Raw genomic sequence first — 24,170 nt, 5'->3', positions numbered from 1 at the left:
AAGTTTGGGTAAAAAGACTTAGAAAGGAGGAAGCTACCAGTTGAGAAACGCAATCGAATTTAGAGTGTACGGAGATTATGCATTGTTCACTGATCCGCTAACCAAACTGGGTGGTGAGAAACTAACATACAGTGTCCCCACCTATCAGGCACTAAAAGGGATCGTAGAAAGCATTTATTGGAAGCCTACGATTACGATGGTTGTGGACAAGGTTCGTGTTCTAAACGCTATCCGAATGGAATCCAAGGGGATTCGGCCCATTGAATATGGCGGCGGTAATACGCTTGCTAACTATACTTATCTTAAAGACCCTTGCTATGAGGTTCAGGCTCATTTTATTTTTAATCTGCATCGTCCCGAGATGGAATATGACCGTAATGAAAACAAACATCATAATATTCTCAAACGCTCGTTGCTTGCGGGTGGACGCAGAGATATTTTCCTGGGTACACGAGAATGCCAAGCTTATGTGGAGCCCTGTGTTTTTGGTGAAGCACCCGGTTTCTATGATAGCTATGGCGACATTCATCTAGGCAATATGGTACACGGGATTAACTACCCGGATGAGACAGGCAGGAATCACTTGGAGGTACGCTTGTGGAATCCGGTGATGAAGGATGGAGTCATTGAATTTATTCCACCGGAGATATGCACACAAGTTCGCATCATAGCGGATATGCAGCCCAAACAGTTTGATGAAAATAATGTTCAATCCGCTGATGAGCTGTTTGCAGAGTGGGAGGGGTGGGGCATGAAATGAGCTGGCTACTAAATCTATATGAAACCTATGAATCCAACCTTGACCGTGTGGGTGTGATTGAGAAAAAGCATAATGATCGCGAATATACGCTGCTGCCCATCTCCCATACAACTCAAAATGCACAAATTGAAGTGGAAATTACGGAACAAGGTGATTTTCATTCAGCCAGAGTGCTGGACAAGGACGATTTTAGCACATTAATTCCTTGTACCGAGAAATCCGCCAGCCGGGCTGGCTCTGTCGTAGCACCTTATCCGCTGCATGATAAATTAAGCTATGTGGCCGGAGATTTTGTCGCATATGGCGGAAAGATCAAAAAAGAAGAGCCCTTTGCTGCTTACATTCAGCAGTTAGAAGGGTGGGCTAATTCAGAATATGCCACTCCCAAGCTGAAAAGCATCTATCGTTACTTGAGCAAGCGCCGACTGATTAAAGATTTGGTAGACGAATCTATTTTATACCTTGATGAGGATCAAAAATTAATAAGTAAATGGGAAAAGAAGTATGAGCGTTCACCTGGGGAGAAACCACGTATATTTACGGCAGTTCCCGGTGAACTGGAGAGCGCATTTATTCGTTTTAACGTGTATTCACCAGATAAAGCGTTAACTAAAGTATGGCAGGATAAAGAGCTATATGATTCATTTATTGGTTACTACAGTAAGTTGCTGGGCGAAGAAGACATTTGTTATGTCACCGGAAAGCAGCTCCCGAGCACAGACAAGCATGCAAACAAAATCAGAAATTCCGGGGATAAAGCAAAGCTGATTTCTGCTAATGATACGAGCGGGTTCACATTCAGAGGACGGTTTGCCCATAGTCATGAAGCAGCAAGCATCAGCTATGAAGTATCTCAAAAAGCCCATAATGCATTAAAATGGCTGATTCATCGTCAAGGGAAAACCACCATGGATAACCGTGTTTTTCTCGTCTGGGGTAATGACGCCACGAATGTGCCGAGTCTTACCGACAATGACAACATCTTTGCAATGGGTTTTGGTACTGAATCATCCAGGCCGACAGCAATCAAAAGTCATACCAACGAGGAGCTTGCATTTGATCTGGCCAAAGCCCTGTCGGGTTATCGTAATAAACTGGCCGTCAAAGCAGATTCCAAAGCAAACGTCAATATTCTGGTGCTTGACTCCGCAACAACAGGGCGCATGGCTGTTCTCTATTATCGGAATTTGGATAAAAAATTGTATTTTGACAGGCTTATTGATTGGCATTCCAAATGTGCCTGGTTACACCGTTACCAGAAGGACGAGCAAGGTGAGTTATTACTCTTTTGGGGGGCTCCGGCAACCAGAGACATTGCTTTCGCGGCATACGGCCCTAAGGCGAATGACAAACTCATTAAAGGCTTGATGGAACGAATGCTTCCATGCATTGTGGATGGTCGAACAATTCCGCAGGATATTGTGAGAAGTGCTACTCACCGTGCCTCTAATCCGGTAGCTATGGACAAATGGGAATGGGAGAAGACACTGAGTATAACATGTGCATTGATTAACACACGGGAGGGATACAACGTGGGATTAGATGAAGAAAATACGGATCGCAGCTATTTATTCGGCAGACTGTTGGCCATTGCTGATGTACTGGAACGAAATGCACTGGAACGAAGTGGACAGGATAAGGAAAAAAAGCGTTCCACCAATGCCATACGCTATATGAGTGTATTCTCACAGCATCCGGAAAGAACCTGGAGAACGATTCAGAATGCTTTGCAGCCGCATCAAGCCAAGTATGGTCAAAGCCTAAACTATTATTCCATTATGATTGATGAGGTTGCTTCAAAAATCCCGTTTGATCAATTTAATAATGAACCGCTGACCGGGAAATATTTGCTTGGATTCTACAGTCAGCGCTATAAGCTCTATCACAACACGGATAAAAAGAAACATCAGGCAAATACCACAGAAACGAATGACAGCCAAAACGATAACACCCCAGCATAAAAATCTTTTAAAATATAGAGTTATATGAAAAGGAGAATCATCATATGTCTATTTTGGATCATAAAATTGATTTTGCCGTTGTATTGTCTGTCGCGAAAGCAAATCCTAATGGCGATCCCCTGAATGGCAATCGCCCACGGCAAAATTACGATGGATTTGGCGAAATTTCAGATGTGGCTCTGAAACGGAAAATAAGAAATCGTCTGCAAGATATGGGAGAGTCTATTTTTGTTCAATCGAATGATCGCAAATCGGACTCTTTTAGTAGTTTAAGAGAACGTGCCGAAGCCAATCCTGAGCTGGGAAAAATTTTTAAGAGCAAGGAAGGTTCAAGCGAGGAGTTTGCCAGAATGGCCTGTCAGGAGTGGATGGATGTTCGTAGTTTTGGTCAAGTTTTTGCATTCAAAGCGGTGGGTAAAGGGGCAGGAGTATCTGTAGGGGTAAGAGGTCCTGTATCTATACATACGGCAACCAGTGTTCTACCTATTGATATTACCAGCATGCAAATTACCAAAAGTGTAAACTCCGAACCAGGTAGCGAAAAAGGTTCCGATACGATGGGGATGAAGCATCGGGTGGATTTTGGCGTGTACGTTTTTAAGGGAAGCATCAATACACAGCTAGCTGAAAAAACAGGATTTACAAACGAAGATGCGGCAAAGATCAGGGAAGCGCTGATTTCATTGTTTGAAAATGATGTCTCATCCGCCCGTCCTGACGGTAGTATGGAGGTTCATAAAGTCTATTGGTGGGAGCACAATTCCAAGCTTGGAAAATACTCATCTGCTAAAGTACACCGATCTTTGGAAGTGAAACCGAAAGAAAATGTAAATGCAGCCGACAAATCTTTTGATACACATTATGAATGTATATTAACACCGCTCGAAGGCTTAGAGGTCCAAGAGTATGCAGGGCTATAACGAAGAAGATTATTTGCTATTATCCGGTATTCAGCATTTTAATTTCTGTAGAAGACAGTGGGCGCTTATTCACATTGAGCAGCAATGGGAAGAAAACGTGCGAACGATTGAGGGCAATCATTTGCACCGAAAAGCCGATCAGCCGATGATTCGTGAGAAAAGAGGGGATAAGCTCGTTGTACGCGCATTACCTGTACATTCCAGAGAGCTTGGGATCACTGGTATCTGTGACGTGGTGGAGTTTGTGCGTGATCCCCTTGGTGTCCCACTTGCAGGGGAGGAAGGGACGTACCTTCCTTTTCCTGTGGAATACAAGCGTGGCAAGCCGAAACGAAATGATTCGGACCATGCCCAGTTGGTCGCACAAGTAATGTGTCTGGAAGAAATGCTCGTATGTGAGATTTCAAAAGGCTACTTTTATTACGATGAGATCAAGCATCGCGTAGAGGTTATCATCACAGCGTCTGACCGTGAACGTGTGCGTGCCAGCTTGCAGGAAATGCGGCATTATTTTGAGCGAAACCATACACCCAAAGCCAAAGCAGGTCCCCATTGCCAAAGCTGCTCGCTTCAACACATATGTGTGCCGGAGATTTTGAATAAAAAATCAGTTTCAAGCTTTATTGAAAGCAGGATCGCTGAATGAAAAAACTACTGAACACATTATTTGTGACCATGCCAGATACGTACTTGTCACTGGATGGGGAAAATATCGTAGTCAAACAAGAAGAGTCCATTCTTGCACGGTATCCTTTGCATAATTTGGAGGCAGTTTGCACTTTTGGCTACTCAGGAGTCAGTCCTGGCTTGATGGGAGCTTGTGCAACACGTAACATAGACCTAACCTTTATGACGCGAAGCGGACGTTTCCTGGCACGAGTTACGGGAGAAAGCCGGGGAAATGTAGTGCTGAGAAAAGAACAGTACCGGATTTCCGATGATGATAGAAGAAGCGCTCGTGTAGCCAGAAATATGATTATAGGTAAGATCTATAACCATAAATGGATTTTGGAACGGGCTACGAGGGACCACCAGCTTCGGATTGACATGGATCGTATGAAAAAGGTGAGCGCTTCTTTAACAGAGATCATGAAGCAGGTCCGTGAAGTGGAGGAGCTAGACATTTTACGGGGCTTGGAGGGTACGGCGGCCGTTCAGTATAATTCCGTTTTTGACGAGCTGATCTTGCAGCAAAAAGATGATTTTTATTTTCATGGACGCCATAAACGTCCACCGTTAGATAATGTAAATGCGTTGTTATCTTTTGCCTATACATTGCTGTCCAACGATATGAAATCGGCTTTGGAAGCTGTCGGCCTGGATGCGTATGTAGGTTTTCTGCATCGAGATCGTCCGGGAAGAGAATCTTTGGCATTGGATGTGATGGAAGAGCTTCGAGGAGTATATGCCGACCGTTTTGTGCTGTCTTTGATTAACAAAAAGCTAATTCATGGCACAGGATTTTATAGGAAAGAAAACGGATCTGTGATGATGGATGATGATACGAGGAAAATCGTATTGAAGGCCTGGCAGGAACGGAAACAGGACAAGATCATTCATCCTTATCTGAATGAGAAGATGTCTTGGGGGCTGGTGCCTTATTCACAGGCATTGCTTTTGGCAAGGCATATTCGGGGAGACTTGGACGAGTACCCTCCATTTTTGTGGAAGTAGGTGTGAAACTTGCTCATTTTGATTACTTATGATGTAAGTACGGTAGACAGAGAAGGTAGAAAAAGACTGGCAAAGGTTGCGAAAAAGTGTGTAGATCACGGACAAAGGGTGCAAAATTCTGTATTTGAATGTATTTTGGATTCGACCCAGTTCCGCCGTTTAAAGTATGAATTAGAAGAATTGATAGACAAAAAAGAAGACAGCCTGCGTTTCTACAACTTAGGCGATAACTACAAAAAGAAAGTAGAGCATATAGGGGTCAAAGAGGCTTACGATATGGAAAGCCCACTCATTTTATAAGGTGCGAATGTGAAGCTCACATAAAAACTCCGGATCCTTCGCACCTCGAAATTTGTCGAAAAGGTTTGAGCTGGTTATTTTAGATAAATGTCAACGCTTGATGCAAGCCTTTTCGGCATCGTTTTTTTGCGGAAATGTGTGGAATTGATCTCATTAGAGTATGAATTACTGCATTTTCGCCGTCGCACTCTGTATGAGTGCGTGGATTGAAATTTTTTGCCCGTTTGGAGTGCTATGATTAACAAAAAGTCGCACTCTGTATGAGTGCGTGGATTGAAATAATACACCATAGTGTTATGGTTAGTTACAAGAGCGTCGCACTCTGTATGAGTGCGTGGATTGAAATCTCTTTCTCGTGCCTACTGCAAGTGCCTATCCAGGTCGCACTCTGTATGAGTGCGTGGATTGAAATCGATCCTGAGCGCATATGCTATGTCGATAGACCTTGTCGCACTCTGTATGAGTGCGTGGATTGAAATTGTTTCACCAAGAACCTGGAACCACCGCGAAAATGTCGCACTCTGTATGAGTGCGTGGATTGAAATTGGAAATACGGCGATGTGACCGTGTTCCAAGACAGTCGCACTCTGTATGAGTGCGTGGATTGAAATATGTGCTGGACGCTGTGGGCAGCTGGCATAAGTTTGTCGCACTCTGTATGAGTGCGTGGATTGAAATTTAAATTCCAATAAGAAATACAAATTTCAATACACCAGTCGCACTCTGTATGAGTGCGTGGATTGAAATTAATGGCGATACCATTTAAGGTACGTCGGACTAGAGTCGCACTCTGTATGAGTGCGTGGATTGAAATGCATTGCCACGTTGCAAGAACCTACCGATACCATGTCGCACTCTGTATGAGTGCGTGGATTGAAATCTCTTTCTCGTGCCTACTGCAAGTGCCTATCCAGGGTCGCACTCTGTATGAGTGCGTGGATTGAAATGTTCTTGTATCCGCTATAACCCTTGTCTCCTGGCCTGGTCGCACTCTGTATGAGTGCGTGGATTGAAATCATTGGGCTTCGGACATCTTCAAAAGTCCTTTTTCGTCGCACTCTGTATGAGTGCGTGGATTGAAATACTCATTGCTTAAAGCCACCCCACTTCCTCGTTATGTCGCACTCTGTATGAGTGCGTGGATTGAAATTTTGATGTGGAAACTATGATGAACGATAATTGGGAGTCGCACTCTGTATGAGTGCGTGGATTGAAATAATCGTCCTACTGCTGCGCTAATGATCTCCCGGTAAGTCGCACTCTGTATGAGTGCGTGGATTGAAATACCGATTTTTTTAATGTTGGATGTGTAAACTGACCGGTCGCACTCTGTATGAGTGCGTGGATTGAAATAACCACCCGAGGAGAGGGCCGAAGATGCTATCGACGTCGCACTCTGTATGAGTGCGTGGATTGAAATTGTGGCTTATGGCATTAAACGTTTGGTGATCGAAGTCGCACTCTGTATGAGTGCGTGGATTGAAATTCTGAAATTTCGTCTAAAATCTCCTGGAGTATCAAGTCGCACTCTGTATGAGTGCGTGGATTGAAATAGATTCACCCTCTTGCTGCAAGATTATTTTCGCAGTCGCACTCTGTATGAGTGCGTGGATTGAAATTTCCAAGTACGCGGGTAATCTCAACTATTTTGTGTTGCACTATATGATTGTTCACCCTTTTATTTGTAATATATGTAAATTTTTCATTTCAAATAATGTAGACATAATATATTGGCAGATGGCCAATTTTGGCGAGAAATAAAGTGTGCATTTTGAAATTATGGAATTTTTATGTGAAGGGTGGTTATGGCTTGAAGCATACACCCTACGATTACAAAAGCACTCTTTTTGTCATATAATCTAAATGCGAAAAATGAAACACAAGAACGAAGTAGGCGGAATGGTGCTGTACAAGCGAAGCGGTCGCTTTTGTCCCCGGATTTTTACCCTTAATCATAGGCTCCATTCAAGAAAATCCGGGGGCGGTGGCGATGGGAAGCACCATCTGACTGCGTAGTGGCACAAAAAGTAACTTTTAAGTTCAGCTTGCAGGAGACTGTAGCATTTTAACTAAACATAAACCGCCAAAGTGCCTCTGGGATGCTCCAGAAGCACTTTTTTTGACGAGCAAATTTTTAAAAAAATCCAAAAATTTACATTTTACATTAGGGTATGACATAGAAGGAGGAATCATGCTGATGAATCCGGGTGTGACTTTACTTCGTGTCGAACGGGCTAGAAAAAGACTGCATCAAGTCCAGAAGAAATACGGATTTTTAACCCATCCCAAAAGTGATCGAACAATCCCGGAAACTGGATGATTTATTGAATCATGCAAATCAAAAACTTAACTAATGAATGCATTACGTGCTATAAAAGGAAGAATGCGATTCCCGATCCTATCCTTTGAACAAAATCTTAATTGGAGGTAACATTGTTGAAAAAACGCAATGCGGTAACCCCTTATGGCTGGAAAATCAAACAAAAGCTAGTCGAGAAGCAGATGGATCAGGGAACATTTTGTGACACCTACCATATTCCTCCCAGCCGCTTGTCCAATCTCATTCACGGAACACGTAAGGCTAAAAAATATAGAAAGCTAGTATCTGAATTGCTTGGGCTTGAAGAATAATCGCTCTTTCTCCCCCCAATCTATACGGGACACCCTAATGATCGTATGGTACAGTGGCAAAAGAATCTGTTTTATTATTAAATAGGATTGTACATATAGGCTGTTAGCCATACTAAATATGCAGTAGAGCAGAACGAATGCTATAAATGCAGATACAGGAGTGGATAGGATCTATGGGAATGTTCTTCAGAATGGCTGAGCAGAAGATTGCAGAGGCGATGGCGAAAGGCGAGTTTGATCATTTACCCGGAGCAGGCAAGCCGCTGGTCATCGAGGATTTATCACATGTTCCAGAGGAACTGCGTATGTCGTACAAGCTACTGAAAAATGCGGGCATTTTACCGGAGGAGCTTCAGCTACAGCAGGAATGTGTCCAGATGCGTGATTTGCTTCATGCTTGTCATGAGGCAGGAGAGCAGCAGCGGATCAGTCGCAGGCTGACTGAAAAGTCACTTCGTCTCCGCATGCTGCTGGAAGAGAGAGGACTGAATACTTCGTCTGTATTTTATGAATATGAGTCGGCTGTGCGTAAGCGGTTGGAGGAATAGAAGCGACAGGAACAAAGGGCGGAATGCCCTTGTCCGTATGCTTGAGTACTACCGTCAATAGCAGCGTTAACGCTGCAAATCTGACAGTCTCCTGAAGAACTGTTCCGTCAGGATGACTGGCTCCTTGGGCAGCTTATCGAGATGAAAATCCTGGACCAAATCCACAGCCTTCACAGGCTCGGGAGAATCCAGCAACCCGGAAAAATAGGCGAGCCAGCCAATGACCGCTTCCGGTGTAATTCCCTGCCTACGCATGGCCCGGAGTGCTACACCGCCGTGTCGTTTGGCGAGCCTTCGTCCGTCAGGCCCCAAGACGAGGGGGACGTGTGCGAAGCGTGGCGGCTGCAAGCCCAAAGCTTGGTATAGCAATAGCTGACGAGGTGTCGAATCGAGCAGATCGTACCCGCGCAGCACGTCGGTGATATGCATGTCAGCATCGTCGACAACGACGGCCAGCTGATAGGAGAACATGCCGTCTGCCCGTTTAACGATAAAATCTCCTCCATCCCCGGCGCCGAAGATTGCATGGCCTGCTACCTGATCATGAAATGAAATCACCGCATCCGAATTTTGCGGTACTTTAAAGCGAAGTGAAGGGAGCTTATGTTGTGAGTTGGTCTCTGCTTCCTGAGGGGTAAGACTGCGACACGTCCCCGAATAGGCTGGCCCTTCACCAGACAGTCCATGCGGAGCACTGGCGGCGGCCACAATATCCGCCCGGCTGCAAAAGCAAGGATACAGCATATCCTGCCCCTGTAGTTTGTCCAATGCAGCCTGGAAGCGTTCCAGCCGCTGGCTTTGAGTGTAGGGACCGTAGGGACCGCCTACATCCGGTCCTTCGTCCCATTCCAGACCGATCCAGCGCAAATCTTCCATAATTCCTTGGGCCAATGGGCTGCGAGCCCGTGTCATATCAATGTCCTCGATACGTAAAATATAGGTTCCGCCCAGGGAACGAACGTGCAGCCATGACAACAACGCGGTGCGGGCGTTTCCCAAGTGTATCCATCCCGATGGTGTTGGAGCAAATCTCCCTCTGATGGGTTGGTCCTGTAATTCCATACGAAAGTTACCTCGTTTCTATATCCCGTTCTTGACAATCCATATAATACTATTATAAAACGATCCTGCCGCGAGTGCATCTCGACATAGATCGTTTCCATGTATTCAATGCATACTTGGTGAGATCATCAACAAAAACAGACCAAAACGGTAATAAAGTTTTGGTCTGTTATATAAAACATCCTTCACTATAATGGCAAGAACTCGCCACTTCCAGGCACCGTACCCTTATTCGCAAACAAAGAACTGCCGCTAAAACCTCGGTTTTACAAACTTTAACGTCCGCATAACATATTCCGCAACGTCCTCCTGCATACTTAGTGGTGCCAAATCAAGAGAGTGGGGGGCTTAAAAGTATGCTGCAACTTCACACATTACTGTCGGGTACCCGACAGAATCATATTGTCTTTTCTCTTATACTGGGCTTGGGTTCGTCGATGAAAGCAGCCAGGCTACACTTGGTGTACAGAAGTGGAGGCGGATGCGGCAATGCTTGATTTAGCGGCAAAGACTGTATCTACCGGGTCGAAAGCGTCGAAGCGCTCCATCGATTCCGTGTATGCCCTGCACCGCAAATACGGAACCTTGCGGAGGTTCCCGAAAGGCTCGTTTGTCTTTACCAAAGGAAGTGTTCCTGTCGGCTCCTATTTCATCGAAAACGGACTGCTCAAGGTATGCCAATTTACCGAGGAAGGACGGGATGTAACCTTTTTCATCCGAAAAACCGGGGACGCCTTCGGGCTTGCAGAAATTGTCCTGGGGCAAAATCATCCCTGCTACGCTCAGTGTCTGCACGACAGCCAGATTTGGGTGCTTGACGCGGCCATTATTCAGGAAAAAATCCATTCAGACCATGAGGTCATGAGCGACATCCTGTATACGATGACCGATCGGCTCATTCATCATCAAAGTACGGTTGAACTGCTGATTTCCAAGCCTGTGCCGTGGAGGCTCGCCTGGCTTCTCCAGCAATTGGGCACGCCTGTTGGCGATGGCGATTCCAGAATCGACCTGGTACTGAACCATGAGGAAATATCCAACATGATCGGATGCAGTCGGCAGACGGTCTCGGAATTGCTGAGCAAATGGAAGGCCCAGGGCATCATCAGCTATGACCGGAAGCATATTGTGCTTCACAATGTACAAGCGATATTCGGCGCCAGCGGCATGAATTGACCTTTTACAGGCATCAAACAGAGAAAGTAGTGGAATCCATTGTCGAGAATTATTTTGGATACGGATATCGGAACCAACGCGGACGATGCGGTGGCGCTCGCCCTCGCTCTTAGATCAACGGAAATCCGTATTGAAGGCATCACCACCGTCTACGGAAAAGTCCGGACCCGCGCGCAAATTGCGCAAAAAGTGCTGAACCTGTGCGGAGCCTGTCATATCCCGGTATGTCCCGGGATCGAATTACCGCTTCTGCGCAACCGTCCGCTACTCAGAGCAGGAATCGAGGGAAAAGGCTTGCACCTGGAAGAAAGCGGAAGCAAGTTTGACAGGCATGCGGTCGATTTTATCATGCAATCCGTAATGGAGCATCCTGGAGAAATTACACTTGTCATGATCGGTCCGCATACGAACGTTGCGGCGGCCATGATCCGGGAGCCCCGTATTGCCGAGTGTGTGAAACAGATTGTCATGATGGGCGGCGTTACCCGTCTTGCTCCTAACGGCAGCGATTTGTCACCTGTCGAGCATAATATCCAATGCGATCCGGAGGCGGCAGCGATTGTTTTTTCAAGCGGAGCGCCCATCCTAATGCTTGGTCTGGACGTGACCCGGCAAGCTGTATTTTCCAGGGAAGAAGCTGACCTCATGGGGGCCAGCGGAACTCCGCTTGCGGGAACCCTTGTACGGATGATGCATGACTTTATGGACTACATGCAGCGAGATTTTTCGTATATGTGCGACCCGCTCGCCATCGCCGTGCTTATCGATCCTACATTGATCCGCACCAAACGGATGGACATCCGGGTCCAGTATGAACGCGGAGAATTTTCCGGACAAACGATCGCTGAGGCATGTGCAGACGGGAATGTGGAAACAGCGCTTGAGGTTGATACTGCCCGTTTTTTTGAACTGCTGAACCACAGATTGTTTTTTACGGGATAAAGCCCTGTTTTAAAAAAAGCATACTCTTTAAACCATAAATCGTTAAGTCATAAATCGAGGTGGAACATACATGATTCCCAAACAACCGGTAAAACGCTTTGCCGCTTGGTGTGCGCCTATGCTGGCGGCAGCCGTCCTTTTTACAGGCTGTTCGCAGGGAGCGGGCACATCTGCAGATTCTTCAAGCTCGAACGGGCAAGGCTCCTCCACTTCTTCTGCAACAACGGAGATTTCGTTTGAGGCCTACTCCAATTACGAGAAGCCGCTCACGAAGGTGGTCGAAGCTTTTGAACAGCAAAATCCGAACATCAAAGTCAAAATGAATCTCGTTCCGATTGACCAATTGACAGAAACGATCGAAATCAAGCTCAGCTCCAAAGCCGAGGATTTGGACGTGCTGTTTGTCGATACCCCACTGGTCATGAACTATTCCGTGAAAGGCTATCTGGAGCCGCTGGATTCTCTGATCCCAGCCGATGCTAAGGCCAAATGGACGAAATCCGCGGTGGACACGGTATCGTACAAAGGCGAGCTCATGGCTGCGCCTATGAACAGCTCCAGCCAGGTGCTTTACTACAATAAAGATATTTTTAAAAAGAAAGGCATTCCTTTCCCGGACGCTGACAAGCGTATGACGTGGGAGGAAGTCCGGGATTTGGCGAAACAGCTGACTTCGGATAACGTATACGGTTTTTCCTTCGAGCAGGTGGACAAAGCGTACCAGCTTTTGGCCCTGTCGGATAGCCTGAGCGCCAAAATGCTCAGCGACGACGGACTGGTGTCCAGCGGCTATTCGAATTCGCCGGAGGCCGTCAAGGCCTTCCAATTTTACGCGGACCTGTTCAACAAGGACAAAGTCAGCCCGAAAATCAAAAAAGAAGAATCCATCGACTATTTTACATCCGGCAAAGTGGCGATGTTCGTGTCCACCAACCAGAACATGCCGAAGATTAGGGATTCCGGCTTGAACTTTGGCGTCACGCTGCATCCGTATTTCGCGGGTCAGAAAGTAGCCACGCCAACCGGGGCATGGAACGTGGGTATCTCCAAATATTCCGAGCACAAAGAGGCATCCGCCAAGTTCATTAAATTTCTGACGTTGGGCGAAGGAGCAAAAATCCTGTTTAAAGAAGGAGGGACGCTGCCTCCACAGATCGATCTGCTCAATTCCATCGACACCGATCCGAAATATGAGCAGTTCCCTGACAATGTCATCCGCATTGCTGCCAAGGAATCGCGCGAAACTGCCGTTCCCCGTCCCAAAACGCCCGGTTACCTGGAATGGGAAAAGAATATGAACAAAGCATTTGAAGATATGAAAAACGGTGCCGATCCGCAAAAAGCGCTGGATGATGCCGTCCACGTCATAGATAACCTATTGAAAAAATATAAGGGTGTAGCAGCAAATTGAACACATTCGGGGGAACGAAGGGCTGAGCACGGTTCCCCCTTTTTCCTTCAAGAGGATGCCAGCGGTCCTTCCTGGCCCTGAATCCGAATTGCTGCAAAAGGTGAATGTATGAAACTGAAAAATAATATTGGCTCTATCCTGCTCTTTCTACTGCCTACCCTTGCCGGGCTGTTTCTGTTTAAGCTGTATCCCATCTTCAGCGCTGTAGTGCAAAGTGTATACACGACACAATTTTTTACAGGCGAAAAAAGCTTCGTCGGATTGCAGAACTACCAATCCTTGTTCGCGGACCCCGTGTTCTGGAATTCGCTGAAGGTAACGCTGGTGTTCAATCTGATCATTAACCCGCTGCAAATTGTACTGGCCTTCGCGCTGGCGATGCTGTTAAATACGAAAATCAAGCGGATTGCTTTCTTTCGCGGTATTCATTTCGTACCTGTCGCCGTATCCGTCCCGACCGCCTGCGTCTTATGGAACATTATGCTCAGCCCCGAGCAGGGCGTCGTAAATTCGATTTTGGTTGCGCTGGGACTGGACCCGCAGCCGTTTTTGGGTAGCAGCCTCCAGGCGCTCGGCTCCATTATCGCGATTGCGTCATGGAAGGGTGTCGGCTATTGGTCGCTGTTCCTGCTGGCCGGTCTCCAGGAGATTCCCGGTTCGCTGCTTGAAGCCTCCTCCCTGGACGGAGCGAGCCGTTGGAAGCAATTTGTCCATGTGATCCTTCCGCTTATGAAACGCCCACTCACCTTTATCGTCGTGGCCGTGACGACGGCAAATTTCCTGCTGTTTTCACCGATGTACATTTTGACCAAAGGCGGGCCTGAAAACAGTACGAATGTGCTGATGCTTGAAAGCTTCAATAACGCTTTTCTATATTCCGATATGGGCAGATCGTACGCGATTATGGTCATTTTGCTGCTGATTACGCTAACTGTTGTCGCCCTGCAGTTCAAGTGGCTGCGGACCTCCCATTAGAAAGGATTTCAACGTGAACCGATTTACCCGTTCTCATCTGTTGTTGTATGCCGTACATATCGTTCTGGCGCTGCTGGTGCTGCTGCCGCTGGCGTTTGCCTTCGTTTCGTCGTTCCGTCCGCTGGAGGACATTTATAAATATATGTCGCCGATCACCTGGAAAACGTTTTGGCCGTCCAATTTTACATGGGGAGCTTATCAAATGCTGTTTACGGAGCGAGGGTTCGGACAAATTTTTCTGAACACGTTTTTTGTCGGAGCAGCCAACGTGATTGGCGGGCTTTTGCTTGGCTCCATGGCCGCGTTCGCATTCGTATATTTTGAGTTTCGTGGAAAAACGCTGCTGTTTCTGCTGGTGCTGCTCACCTTCATGATTCCGTTCGAGGTCATCTCCATCCCGTTGTACAGCCTTGTCAACAGCCTGGGCTGGGTGGACACCTATGCGGGCATCATCATTCCCGGCATTGCCAACGGACTGGTCATCTTCCTGTTCCGTCAGTTTTTTCTCGAACTGCCGACGTCTCTGGTCGAATCTGCCCGCATGGACGGGGCCTCCTGGCTGCGGGTATACACTCGAATCGTCATGCCGCTCTGCAAGCCCGTTACCGTCAGCGCCAGCCTGCTTATTTTTATTCAGCAGTGGGAATCGTTCCTGTGGCCACTCATCGTGACACGCTCGAAGGAGTATAAAGTGATTCAGGTCGCGCTGAGCGACTTCGTTACCGAATACGCCACCTACTGGAACGAAATGTTCGCGGCCGTCATTTTGTCCATCCTTATCCCCGTTGTGCTGCTGCTTCCACTGCAGCGCTATTATGTGCAGGGGATTGCCAATACGGGATCGAAGGAGTAGGACGCACCGAGAACGAACCATTTCTCCAATCGCTGTTGCCCCGAATTTCAAACTATTTTTTTAGCGGTAGAAATTCGGGGATAAAGGCGAACCCAACGTAACTTACATAAATTATGAGGATGAAAATGCTAAACTGAATGAAAGCCTCGGTATCCAGGCTAATGATTGAGCATGGACTACACATCATAAGTGAATTGCCCAATGTATCAAGCATCTGTATACTATTTTCAATAGAGATATTCCGACTCTGACCATTTTGGGAACTTTTCTCGGAGGGGATCGTGTGAAGCGAAATTGGGAGCTGGGCGAGTACCATTCAATACATAGCTAAGCAGATCGAAACCCCAGCGTAACTGTACGCGAGGAACAACTTTTCCAATCTACATTTGACACAATAATAAAAAGCTAAAGCTTAGATTCACGCATCTGCGTATCATTGGAGAGATTTCATTGACAGATAAACAACTGCCTATCATTCAAATTATACCCGAGCTTAAAAATGCGCTGCGATCCCATTCGGCTGCCGTATTGATTGCGCAGCCAGGCGCGGGCAAGACGACGGTTACGCCGCTTGAACTGCTGCACGAGCCGTGGCTGGCGGGTCAAAAAATGCTGATGCTGGAGCCAAGGCGCTTGGCGGCACGTGCAGCAGCCGCGCAAATGGCGAAAGCGCTGGGAGAACAAACGGGGCAGACGGTGGGCTACCGGGTTCGCATGGATACAAAAATAGGACCGAATACGCGGATTGAAGTGGTTACTGAGGGCGTGCTGACACGGATGCTGCAAAGTGATCAGGCGTTGGAGGGGACTGGACTGATTATTTTTGATGAGTTTCATGAACGCAGTCTGCATGCAGATTTAGGGCTGGCGCTTGCTCTACAAAGTCAGGCACTGCTGCGGTCGGATTTGAAAATATTGATCATGTCTGCCACGCTGGAGGCTGAGCCGGTCTGCCGTCTACTGGGGGATGCTCCACTGCTGGAATGTCCAGGCACCGTATTTCCTGTAGAAACCTTTCATATGCCCAAGCCTTCATCGGCCACATTAGAAACTTTTACAGCAGAGACCGTAGAAAAGGCGCTCCATGCCCATAAAGGAGATCTGTTGGTCTTCCTGCCTGGGGCGAGGGAGATTCATCGCACGGAGCGTGAGCTGACTTCAAGAAATTTGTCTCCACATGTCAAGGTTATTCCGCTGTACGGAAGTATGAAGCTGGAGCAGCAGGACGAGGCGATACGCCCTTCGGCTTCGGGCAGCCGAAAAGTCGTATTGGCAACCTCGATTGCCGAGTCCAGCCTGACCATAGCGGGGATTACGGTGGTGATCGACAGCGGACTGTCGCGGGAATCGGTGTTTTCCGCGCGAACCGGCATGAGCCGTTTGACCACCGTCAAGGTGTCCAAAGCCTCGGCCGACCAGCGCCGCGGCCGGGCGGGCCGCCTTCAGCCGGGCGTATGCTACCGGCTGTGGAGCGCGCAGGAACATGCCGCGCTCCCGGATGCCAGCCGCCCGGAAATCGCGGCGGCTGATCTGGCTCCGCTCGCGCTGGAGCTGGCCGCCTGGGGCGTGCGCGAGCCCGCCGAGCTGGCCTGGCTGGATGCCCCGCCTGAGGCGGCGTACCGCCAGGCCACGGGCCTGCTGCGCCAGCTCGGCTGCCTGAGCACCGCAGCCGATGGCAGCGCAGGCGGCATCACCGCGCATGGACGCGAGGTGTCCGCTCTGGGCGCGCATCCGCGCCTCGGACACATGCTGCTGCGCGCGGCCGCCCTCGGTCTGGCGCCAACCGCCAGCCGTCTGGCTGCGCTGCTGCAAGAGCGCGACCCGTTCCGCGCCCATGGCGGAACGGATTTGCGCCCGCGGCTGGACGCCCTGCGCGAGGCGGCTCATGCCCGCAGCACGCACAGCCTGCTGCGGGCGGCAGACGATACGGTGATTCGCCGTATCGTGCAGGAAAGTCGGCAGCTGCTGGCCACGCTGCCGAAAGTAGCGCAGGACGAGCCTGACGGCTCCGCGTCCTGCGGGCTGCTGCTGGCCTTTGCGTATCCGGATCGGATCGCGCAGGGCCGGGGTGACGGCCGCTTTTTGCTTAGCGGCGGCCGGGGCGCGCGACTCCGACAGGTGGAGTGGATGTCGCGCTCGTCCTATCTCGTCGCCGCCGAAGTGGACGACGAGGGAGCAGATGGTGCCATTCAGCTGGCGGCACCCGTTGAGCTGCAAGAGCTGATCGAGCATTGCAGTGAATGGCTGCTGGAACAAGCCCATGTATATTGGGACAGCTCAGCCTCAGCTGTGAGAGCCCGCAAGATACTACAGCTTGGCGCGCTCGTTTTAAAGGAAACGTCCTATGAGCGGCCTCCGGCAGAGGAAATAGCTGGCGCCTTGATGGTGGGTGTCCGCGAACGTGGTCTAAAGCTGCTGTCCTGGAATCGGTCAACCCTTCAGCTGCAGGCGCGCTTGATTTTTATGCACTTCTCGGCACCCGAAGACTGGCCGGACAGCTCGGAATCCGCACTGCTGGATTCACTGGAATCGTGGCTGCTGCCTTTTGCGCTTGGAGCCAAAAATGTATCTGATCTGCAACGACTGGACGGTAGCGAATTGCTGCTCGGCAGGCTGGATTGGGAGCAGCGGCAGCAGCTTGAGCAGGAAGCACCGACGCATATACGAGTACCCAGTGGTTCCCGTATTCCGGTCGATTATTCGAATCCCGAGGCTCCTGCGCTGGCAGTGCGGCTGCAAGAGCTGTTCGGCCTGAGGGAAACGCCGCGGATTGGCCGGGGACGTGTGCCGCTCGTGCTGCATTTGCTGTCACCCGCCCAGCGGCCTGTGCAAGTAACCTCCGACCTGTCCAGCTTCTGGAGCGAGGCCTATTTTGAAGTTAAAAAGGACCTGAAAGGCAGATATCCCAAGCATTATTGGCCGGATGATCCGTTGGAAGCTGTGGCGACCAGCAGAGCGAAGCCAAAGCGTTGAGCTGCTTTGTTTGGTGTCCAATCCGTTCATTATAGCGAGCAGTGGTCTTCCCAAGAGGGAAGGCTGCTTTTTTTATAGGCTATGTTAAATCCAAAAGTCATAGAGATATACCACTTAGAAATAGGCGACATCGGGATCAGCAGTATGGAATTGTTTTTGGAATAGGAATCCTGTGGTGTAAGGTGACGATTGTCCTTTTAGTCGAAAAGCTTTTTCAATTTCAACTGCAGCATGACGTGCATCTTCCACGGTTCGCTTGCCAGTAATGATGTCGTTCATCAAGTTCAAAGCCATAAAATTCGCCGCTTCTTGATCGCATTTAGCCGTAGCTTCACCAGCCGTTCGGTCTGGATATAAACTACCATCAAACCTCGCTAAGTCGCCAAAAAATTGAACCGGGACCCTATAATCAATGGTTTGTGCTAAATAATCAAGATGGGGAGTCGGAGTATTATGAGGTACTGTACGAAGATGAACAACCGTCCGTTTCCAAGGACCATTATTATACCATGTAATTTTTGTCCAGCTTGCGTCATTTGGTAAGCCATATTTGTTGATTAACAAATAAACTGTTTTTTTGGGTTCCCCAGTCCACCGCTCCAAAATTCGATCTAAAACTGGATTTATACCAGAATATTGACATTTATATCCGTCTAATCCATTATTCATTAAAAAATCCCTCCTGCTAACAGATGTAATATTATATTGTGGGCATCTGTCCATGGTTACACATATAGATACTCTCCCGCTGGCACGTTTATCCATTCTATATTTATTTTGTGGAATTGCAGTTATAATAGATTCATACTTTGCTAGACATATCTGCTAGACATAACAGGAGAGTGACATGAGTCAAAAAGAGAGAATTTCCGAAGTCGCTTTGCTGAGAGGATTGGCTTTTGCCGCTGTCGTTCTTCAGCATTCCATCGCACACTATGCGGTTGCGCAGGGGGCGCGCATCCAGGACGGAGTGTTGCTGACACTATTACTGCTTTGTTCCAAGTTCGCAGTTCCCGTGTTTGTATTTATCACCGGGATGGTGTTGTTTTACAATTATGATGGAGCCTTAAAGTATGGAACGTTTTTACGTAAAAGATTTATGGACATCATCGTACCTTATATCATATGGTCTCTTTTATACGAATTGGGAAATCAGCTTGTCCAAAGTGGAGGATCTATTCATCCGCTGGATTTTTTGCAGAAGCTTTTGAACGGAAAAAGCAGTTATCATCTGTGGTACATCGTTATGATTATCCAATGCTATGTGTTATTTCCTGTGTTTCGTTATGCTGTGCGCCGTTTGTCTGCGCTGCTGTCGTCACAATGGCAACCCGCTGCATTGGCTGGAGTTGGCGCGTTATATTTTTTGCTTATGTTCGCAGTTGGACCTGTGTACCACGCGATGGACAAGCTCCAGCTCCCGGTCATCACCTCCTGGTTTACCCTGTACGCTGACCGGAATGTGATCTACTTTTTCTTTTATTTTGTGTTAGGAGCGGCAGCCGGGATGAACGTTCAACGCTGGAATGCCTGGGTAACCAAGGGACAGATGGTGTATTGGCCGCTGTTTATCGTGCTTACAGGATACTTGCTGTACGAGATGACCAGTCTGTTTCAGACGCCGCGAGGTACGGTTCTTTCCTTTAATTACTTGTCCCTGCTGCGTCCGATCATGGCTGTATATTGTGTTACGTCTATTTTTGTGGCATATCGGGTAGCCACGTGGATCGCTTATAAGGGTGGCCGTGTGGCGAATATGCTGACTGCCATCGGAACGTTGTCCTACGGAGCGTATCTGATGCATGCCTTTATGCTGCGTGTGACCTACTTTTTTGATGAAACGTTGTTTGCAGACTGGAGCCACGTGCTTCGTACGCTAATCTCGTTCATTCTCTGCGTGGTCTTTTCCATTGCCGGAACATGGCTGCTGGCCCGTATGCCTCTGGGCAAATGGATTGTGGGGCTTCGGGTTCGTCCCCGCCCGGCGGGAGGATCGCCAGCCTTGCAAAAGCAAGCCTGACCTTGCGGTTTCCTGATGCATCAAATGATCTCGTTGTGGATGCTGCTTAAATCCACAACGAGATTTTTTGTATAAATCGCAAAATTAAACGCAGAATCTCTGTTTTTTTATTTCTTATAACAATGCTATAACGATATTATAAACCGTTTCTTCTTTAAAAATGGAGGGGCCAATTCCAAGATCGGAATCAGGGAAGGGCCTATTTTTTAATGCTTATTATAATTTCACTATATGAAAAATTCATAATAGAAAATAGAACTACAACCACCGCCCACCAATCGCAACCTGCCTAACGAGGCTTCATTTTAGTTCGCTCGCAATCTTTAAGAACGGTCATAAGGGGGAGGAATGTTCTCATACATCCTCATGAAAATGAAAGGAAATAGTGTATGGACATAGAGTGGGTTATAATGGAAGATAAGGTATATGAATAAGGTGTGGAGGAGGCTTATGCAATGGCGTTTATGATATCCCAGCGGGCTTTTATCAAAATTTATCTGATCACAATGGTGGAGAGGCATCGCGGTTATGGATATCAGATGCTTGAATCGATGAAGGATGAGTTTAGCAGCTTCGGATATGTTCCGCCTCAGAGTGAGGTCTACCGAGCGCTCCATGAGCTGGTGCAGGAAGGCGTTTTTTACCGTACCAAACAATTAAAAGGAACAGACCCGCGGGTGGATTTTCAGGAAATTGTACTCTATCATTTTACAGATGATGGGGAGGAGAAGGCCCGACTTTACAAAAAGCAGGTTAAAACCGATTTGGACCGTTGCTTAGGCATGTTGCATAAAGCGGAACAAGACAACTATTCCTGACCACGAAAGGATGAGAATGATGGGTAGAAAGCTGAAATGGGGAATTTTGGGCACTGCGGAGATTGCCCGAATAGCTGTCATTCCGGCGATTCAGCAATCCGAACGCGGAGAAGTGCTCGGGATTGCCAGCCGTGATACCAATAAAGCTGCTGACGCTGCCCGGGAATTCGATATTCCGAAAAGCTATGGAAGCTATGAGGAGCTATTGGCTGATCCCGAAATCGGGGCGGTGTATATTCCGCTGCCAAACCATCTGCATGAAGAGTGGACGATTCGGGCGGCCGAGGCAGGAAAGCACGTTTTGTGCGAAAAACCATCTTCTCTCAGTTCAGCCGGGACTAGCCGCATGATTGAAGCCTGTAAAAGTGCAGGCGTGATCTTTGCAGAAGCTTTTATGTATCGCTATCATCCAAAGCATCGAAGAATTAAGGAAATTATCCATAGCGGGGAAATTGGCGACATTCGCGGTATTCATTGTACATTTACGTTTAACAATGCCGATCAGGCAGATAATGTGCGTTTTAATAAAAGCATGGGCGGCGGCTCGTTATATGATGTAGGCGTGTATCCGATATCCGCGGCTCGTATGTATTTGAATCGGGAGCCCGAGGCGGTGACGGTACATGCCTTATTTTCCCCGGAGCATGACAACGTTGATATGATGGCATCCGGCCTGCTGGAATTCCCGGGCGGGGTCAATCTCACCTTCGATTGCGGCATGTGGGCCGCGAACCGCTCCAATATGGAGATTCTCGGCAGCAAAGGCACGATCGCGATGCCCAAAATGTTCGGCTGGGAAAGAACGTCTGTTGTACCGCAGATCTTCGTCCACGTCGGTTCGGTTACGCGCGAGGAACGTCTTAAAGGCTTTAATTCCTTTGAACTGCAGGCGGATGCTTTTGCCGAGGCGGTGCTTGACGGTGTTCCGTTGCCATATGAACCAGAAGATGCAGTAAACAATATGAAGGTGATCGACGCCTGTATTGAATCGGCTCGCAGTCGCAAACGGGTGGAAATTGGATCAGAATAATTGAATTAAAGTAATAGCTGTGTCACAGCAGAATTAAGAACAGCAGCCTGTCACAAAGACAAGCTGCTTTTTAGATCAACAAATACATAGAATGCATACGCATACAATCAGGCTTCGAGCCTTTGCATCTCACATATTTTTATCATAGCTTGTGGCATCGTGTTTGGCTTCCTTGATACCGCTCACAGGACGGGGCAATCAGCAGCGACTTTTATTCCCGGCCTAGAATGTGATATAAAAAGAATAGTGCGTTAAGGAGGGAACAACGATGGATGAACATATGAAGCGTCGTCTGGATAAGCAAAAACAGTTGTTTAAACAACTGGGCATTCAGCTGGACGCGCTCTCCATTCATGAAAAACAGTTTAAAAATAAAATGCGCGGCTATGATCCGGATGAGGTAGATGCTTTTCTGGATGAAATCATCAAGGATTATGAACGCTTTTATGCGAATATAGCCGACTTGATGGACAAGTGGCAGGAGCAGCAGGCAACGATACGTGATTTGAAAAATGCACCTAAGCCTGCTGCCGATTTCAGCGGGCTTGATCGTCGTCAGCTGGAGGACATCGTCAAGCAGCTGGAATATAGCGTGCGCCAGTTGAAAGTGCGATTGCGTCCTGAAAATGACTATTTTCCGGAGTGAGGCGCTGTAAGCGCTGTGTTGATGCCTCTTTAATGTGGTATGATGTAGGTATGCATTTTACACAAGATTTAATGAGGCACACATATAAAGGTGGTTAACATGAGTACCCATTTTTCCGTTAGTATCCATTGTCTGCTTCTACTGGCTGAAGGAGCGCCGGAACGAATGACTTCGACGATTATCGCTTCCAGCATCAATACGAACCCGGTCGTCGTGAGAAGAATTATGAGCCGACTCAAGCAAGCAGGTCTGGTTGATTCCTCGCCGGGAGCACGTGGCTTTCGTTTGAGTATGTCAAGTTCCAACATGAATCTTAAAATGATATATGAAGCGACCAAGGATGAAGGGCCGTTGTTCGCCATTCATACCGACAGTAATCATAATTGTGAGGTAGGCAAAAACATAGACGCTTTGTTAGACGGTTTATATACCGTGGCAGAGGAGAAAATACAGGCGTTTTTCGAGACCGTTACGCTGCGAGATCTGGAACAGGCACTCCAGCAGCGGATTGAACACCAGAGCTCGTCTGTGTAGAGACGCCGATAAGGAGATTTGAATATGAAAATCGTCGTACTTTCAGATACTCATATGCCGTATCGAAGCAAGGCGCTTCCGAGTCGGCTTGTACAGGAGCTAAAAGACAGTGATCTCATTCTCCATGCCGGAGACTGGACGGACTGGTTCGTATATGAACGCCTGGCGGAGTTTGCACCTGTGCAAGGAATTGCCGGGAACAATGATGGAATAGATATCGTAGATCGCTTGGGCTATCAACGAATCGTTGAGGTTGAGGGCAAACGGATTGGTATGGTCCACGGTCACGGCTGGCGCGGCTCGACAGAGAATATTGCGCTGAATACGTTTAAGGGAGAACCGTTGGATTGTCTGATTTACGGACATTCGCATATTCCGGTGGTTAAAAGGGTGGGAGAGCTGCTTGTCCTGAATCCCGGTTCTCCGACTGACAAGCGTGGTGAGGACGAATACTCATTTATCGTGCTGAACCTTACAGGTGGACGGTTGGAAGCACAGCTTATTCTTTATCCAGATAAACATTAATCAATCAACATCCGTTGAATAAAGGGGAAGCTATGGCTATATTTGAATTAGAAACGATGAAGCACCATGTATTGATCTGTAATGGAGGTACATGTATGCGACATGAGGGTGAAGAAGTGACACAAGCAATCCGGGATGAAATTCGTAAACAAAACGCAGATGCTTATATTCACACGACCAGAACTCGCTGTAATGGTCGTTGTCATGATGCTGCGGTTGTGATCGTATACCCTCAAGGCGACTGGTATGGCCAGATGACGCCTGCTGCGGGGACACAGCTGGTACAGAAGCTCGTAGAGGGAGAAAAGCTGGAAACTCATCTTTTTCATGAGTGTGCAGGCAATTCCCGTTCGGAATAATCCAATAAGGGATCAAACAGGCATAGGGAGAGAAAATCTTTACGGAGATTTT

General features: G+C 47.9%; 23 protein-coding genes, 1 pseudogene and 1 CRISPR repeat array. Of the genes and pseudogenes, 22 read left to right on the top strand and 2 right to left on the bottom strand.

Annotation, left to right across the window (positions count from 1 at the left end; genetic code table 11):
- The first annotated feature begins 40 nt into the window (after positions 1-40).
- The 9 genes and pseudogenes from cas5c (at position 41) to B4V02_RS14730 (ending at position 8,794) form a co-directional block, all read left to right on the top strand.
- The gene (gene cas5c, locus B4V02_RS14765) at positions 41-760 is read left to right on the top strand and encodes a type I-C CRISPR-associated protein Cas5c (protein ID WP_094155402.1); all 720 of its coding nucleotides are present in this window, start codon (positions 41-43) and stop codon (positions 758-760) included.
- On the top strand, positions 757-2,721 hold the full coding sequence (gene cas8c / locus B4V02_RS14760) for a type I-C CRISPR-associated protein Cas8c/Csd1 (RefSeq protein WP_094155401.1): 1,965 nt from the start codon (positions 757-759) through the stop codon (positions 2,719-2,721). Before cas5c ends, cas8c begins: the two co-directional genes overlap by 4 nt.
- A gap of 44 nt (positions 2,722-2,765) precedes the next feature.
- Positions 2,766-3,641: a type I-C CRISPR-associated protein Cas7/Csd2 gene (gene cas7c / locus B4V02_RS14755; RefSeq protein ID WP_094155400.1), complete on the top strand. Its 876-nt coding sequence runs from the start codon at positions 2,766-2,768 to the stop codon at positions 3,639-3,641.
- Positions 3,628-4,287, top strand: coding sequence for a CRISPR-associated protein Cas4 (gene cas4 / locus B4V02_RS14750; RefSeq protein ID WP_094155399.1), 660 nt, complete (start codon positions 3,628-3,630; stop codon positions 4,285-4,287). Before cas7c ends, cas4 begins: the two co-directional genes overlap by 14 nt.
- A complete protein-coding gene (gene cas1c / locus B4V02_RS14745; RefSeq protein ID WP_094155398.1) occupies positions 4,284-5,315 on the top strand; it encodes a type I-C CRISPR-associated endonuclease Cas1c in 1,032 nt (343 codons plus the stop codon). Before cas4 ends, cas1c begins: the two co-directional genes overlap by 4 nt.
- Before the next feature lie 9 nt (positions 5,316-5,324).
- Complete coding sequence (cas2, locus tag B4V02_RS14740) at positions 5,325-5,615, top strand: CRISPR-associated endonuclease Cas2 (protein WP_094155397.1); 291 nt, start codon at positions 5,325-5,327, stop codon at positions 5,613-5,615.
- Positions 5,616-5,796: 181 nt separating this feature from the next.
- Positions 5,797-7,234: a CRISPR direct-repeat array (repeat unit 32 nt; unit sequence GTCGCACTCTGTATGAGTGCGTGGATTGAAAT).
- Positions 7,235-7,806: 572 nt separating this feature from the next.
- Positions 7,807-7,969: pseudogene (locus tag B4V02_RS27015) on the top strand (aspartyl-phosphate phosphatase Spo0E family protein).
- A gap of 82 nt (positions 7,970-8,051) precedes the next feature.
- Positions 8,052-8,246 (top strand): hypothetical protein, encoded by a 195-nt coding sequence (locus tag B4V02_RS14735; protein ID WP_007430139.1) that lies wholly within the window; start codon positions 8,052-8,054, stop codon positions 8,244-8,246.
- A gap of 173 nt (positions 8,247-8,419) precedes the next feature.
- The gene (locus tag B4V02_RS14730) at positions 8,420-8,794 is read left to right on the top strand and encodes a DnaJ family domain-containing protein (protein ID WP_094155396.1); all 375 of its coding nucleotides are present in this window, start codon (positions 8,420-8,422) and stop codon (positions 8,792-8,794) included.
- 66 nt (positions 8,795-8,860) lie between these two features.
- On the opposite strand, the gene gluQRS is transcribed toward B4V02_RS14730, so the two are convergent.
- A complete protein-coding gene (gene gluQRS, locus B4V02_RS14725) occupies positions 8,861-9,856 on the bottom strand; it encodes a tRNA glutamyl-Q(34) synthetase GluQRS (protein WP_094155395.1) in 996 nt (331 codons plus the stop codon).
- Between the two features lie 489 nt (positions 9,857-10,345).
- Between gluQRS and B4V02_RS14720 the strand changes: the two genes are divergently transcribed.
- From B4V02_RS14720 to hrpB, 6 genes are all read left to right on the top strand, one after another.
- The gene (locus B4V02_RS14720) at positions 10,346-11,032 is read left to right on the top strand and encodes a Crp/Fnr family transcriptional regulator (protein WP_094155394.1); all 687 of its coding nucleotides are present in this window, start codon (positions 10,346-10,348) and stop codon (positions 11,030-11,032) included.
- Positions 11,033-11,071: 39 nt separating this feature from the next.
- Positions 11,072-11,974, top strand: coding sequence for a nucleoside hydrolase (locus tag B4V02_RS14715; protein WP_157739746.1), 903 nt, complete (start codon positions 11,072-11,074; stop codon positions 11,972-11,974).
- A gap of 70 nt (positions 11,975-12,044) precedes the next feature.
- On the top strand, positions 12,045-13,385 hold the full coding sequence (locus tag B4V02_RS14710) for an ABC transporter substrate-binding protein (protein ID WP_094155393.1): 1,341 nt from the start codon (positions 12,045-12,047) through the stop codon (positions 13,383-13,385).
- A 108-nt stretch (positions 13,386-13,493) separates the two neighbouring features.
- On the top strand, positions 13,494-14,360 hold the full coding sequence (locus B4V02_RS14705; protein WP_094155392.1) for a carbohydrate ABC transporter permease: 867 nt from the start codon (positions 13,494-13,496) through the stop codon (positions 14,358-14,360).
- Positions 14,361-14,373: 13 nt separating this feature from the next.
- On the top strand, positions 14,374-15,213 hold the full coding sequence (locus tag B4V02_RS14700; protein WP_094155391.1) for a carbohydrate ABC transporter permease: 840 nt from the start codon (positions 14,374-14,376) through the stop codon (positions 15,211-15,213).
- A gap of 450 nt (positions 15,214-15,663) precedes the next feature.
- Entirely contained in the window at positions 15,664-18,186 is a 2,523-nt protein-coding gene (hrpB, locus tag B4V02_RS14695; RefSeq protein ID WP_094155390.1) for an ATP-dependent helicase HrpB, read from the top strand.
- 114 nt (positions 18,187-18,300) lie between these two features.
- Here the strand turns inward: hrpB and B4V02_RS14690 are convergent, their stop codons facing one another.
- Entirely contained in the window at positions 18,301-18,855 is a 555-nt protein-coding gene (locus B4V02_RS14690; protein ID WP_094155389.1) for a hypothetical protein, read from the bottom strand.
- Between the two features lie 178 nt (positions 18,856-19,033).
- Between B4V02_RS14690 and B4V02_RS14685 the strand changes: the two genes are divergently transcribed.
- From B4V02_RS14685 to B4V02_RS14655, 7 genes are all read left to right on the top strand, one after another.
- Positions 19,034-20,206 (top strand): acyltransferase, encoded by a 1,173-nt coding sequence (locus tag B4V02_RS14685; protein WP_094155388.1) that lies wholly within the window; start codon positions 19,034-19,036, stop codon positions 20,204-20,206.
- Positions 20,207-20,661: 455 nt separating this feature from the next.
- Positions 20,662-21,024 (top strand): replication termination protein, encoded by a 363-nt coding sequence (locus B4V02_RS14680; protein WP_007430152.1) that lies wholly within the window; start codon positions 20,662-20,664, stop codon positions 21,022-21,024.
- A 19-nt stretch (positions 21,025-21,043) separates the two neighbouring features.
- Complete coding sequence (locus B4V02_RS14675; RefSeq protein WP_094155387.1) at positions 21,044-22,054, top strand: Gfo/Idh/MocA family protein; 1,011 nt, start codon at positions 21,044-21,046, stop codon at positions 22,052-22,054.
- 268 nt (positions 22,055-22,322) lie between these two features.
- Positions 22,323-22,700 carry a DivIVA domain-containing protein gene (locus B4V02_RS14670; RefSeq protein WP_010346248.1) on the top strand — a complete coding sequence of 126 codons (378 nt, stop codon included), beginning with the start codon at positions 22,323-22,325 and terminating at the stop codon, positions 22,698-22,700.
- A 99-nt stretch (positions 22,701-22,799) separates the two neighbouring features.
- The gene (locus B4V02_RS14665) at positions 22,800-23,234 is read left to right on the top strand and encodes an Rrf2 family transcriptional regulator (protein WP_094155386.1); all 435 of its coding nucleotides are present in this window, start codon (positions 22,800-22,802) and stop codon (positions 23,232-23,234) included.
- Between the two features lie 24 nt (positions 23,235-23,258).
- Entirely contained in the window at positions 23,259-23,759 is a 501-nt protein-coding gene (locus B4V02_RS14660; RefSeq protein ID WP_094155385.1) for a metallophosphoesterase family protein, read from the top strand.
- 32 nt (positions 23,760-23,791) lie between these two features.
- The gene (locus B4V02_RS14655) at positions 23,792-24,118 is read left to right on the top strand and encodes a (2Fe-2S) ferredoxin domain-containing protein (RefSeq protein WP_094155384.1); all 327 of its coding nucleotides are present in this window, start codon (positions 23,792-23,794) and stop codon (positions 24,116-24,118) included.
- Positions 24,119-24,170: the final 52 nt, after the last annotated feature.

The sequence above is a fragment of the Paenibacillus kribbensis genome (genome assembly GCF_002240415.1).
GTDB lineage: Bacteria > Bacillota > Bacilli > Paenibacillales > Paenibacillaceae > Paenibacillus > Paenibacillus kribbensis.
This window is presented reverse-complemented; position numbering and strand designations above follow the sequence as displayed.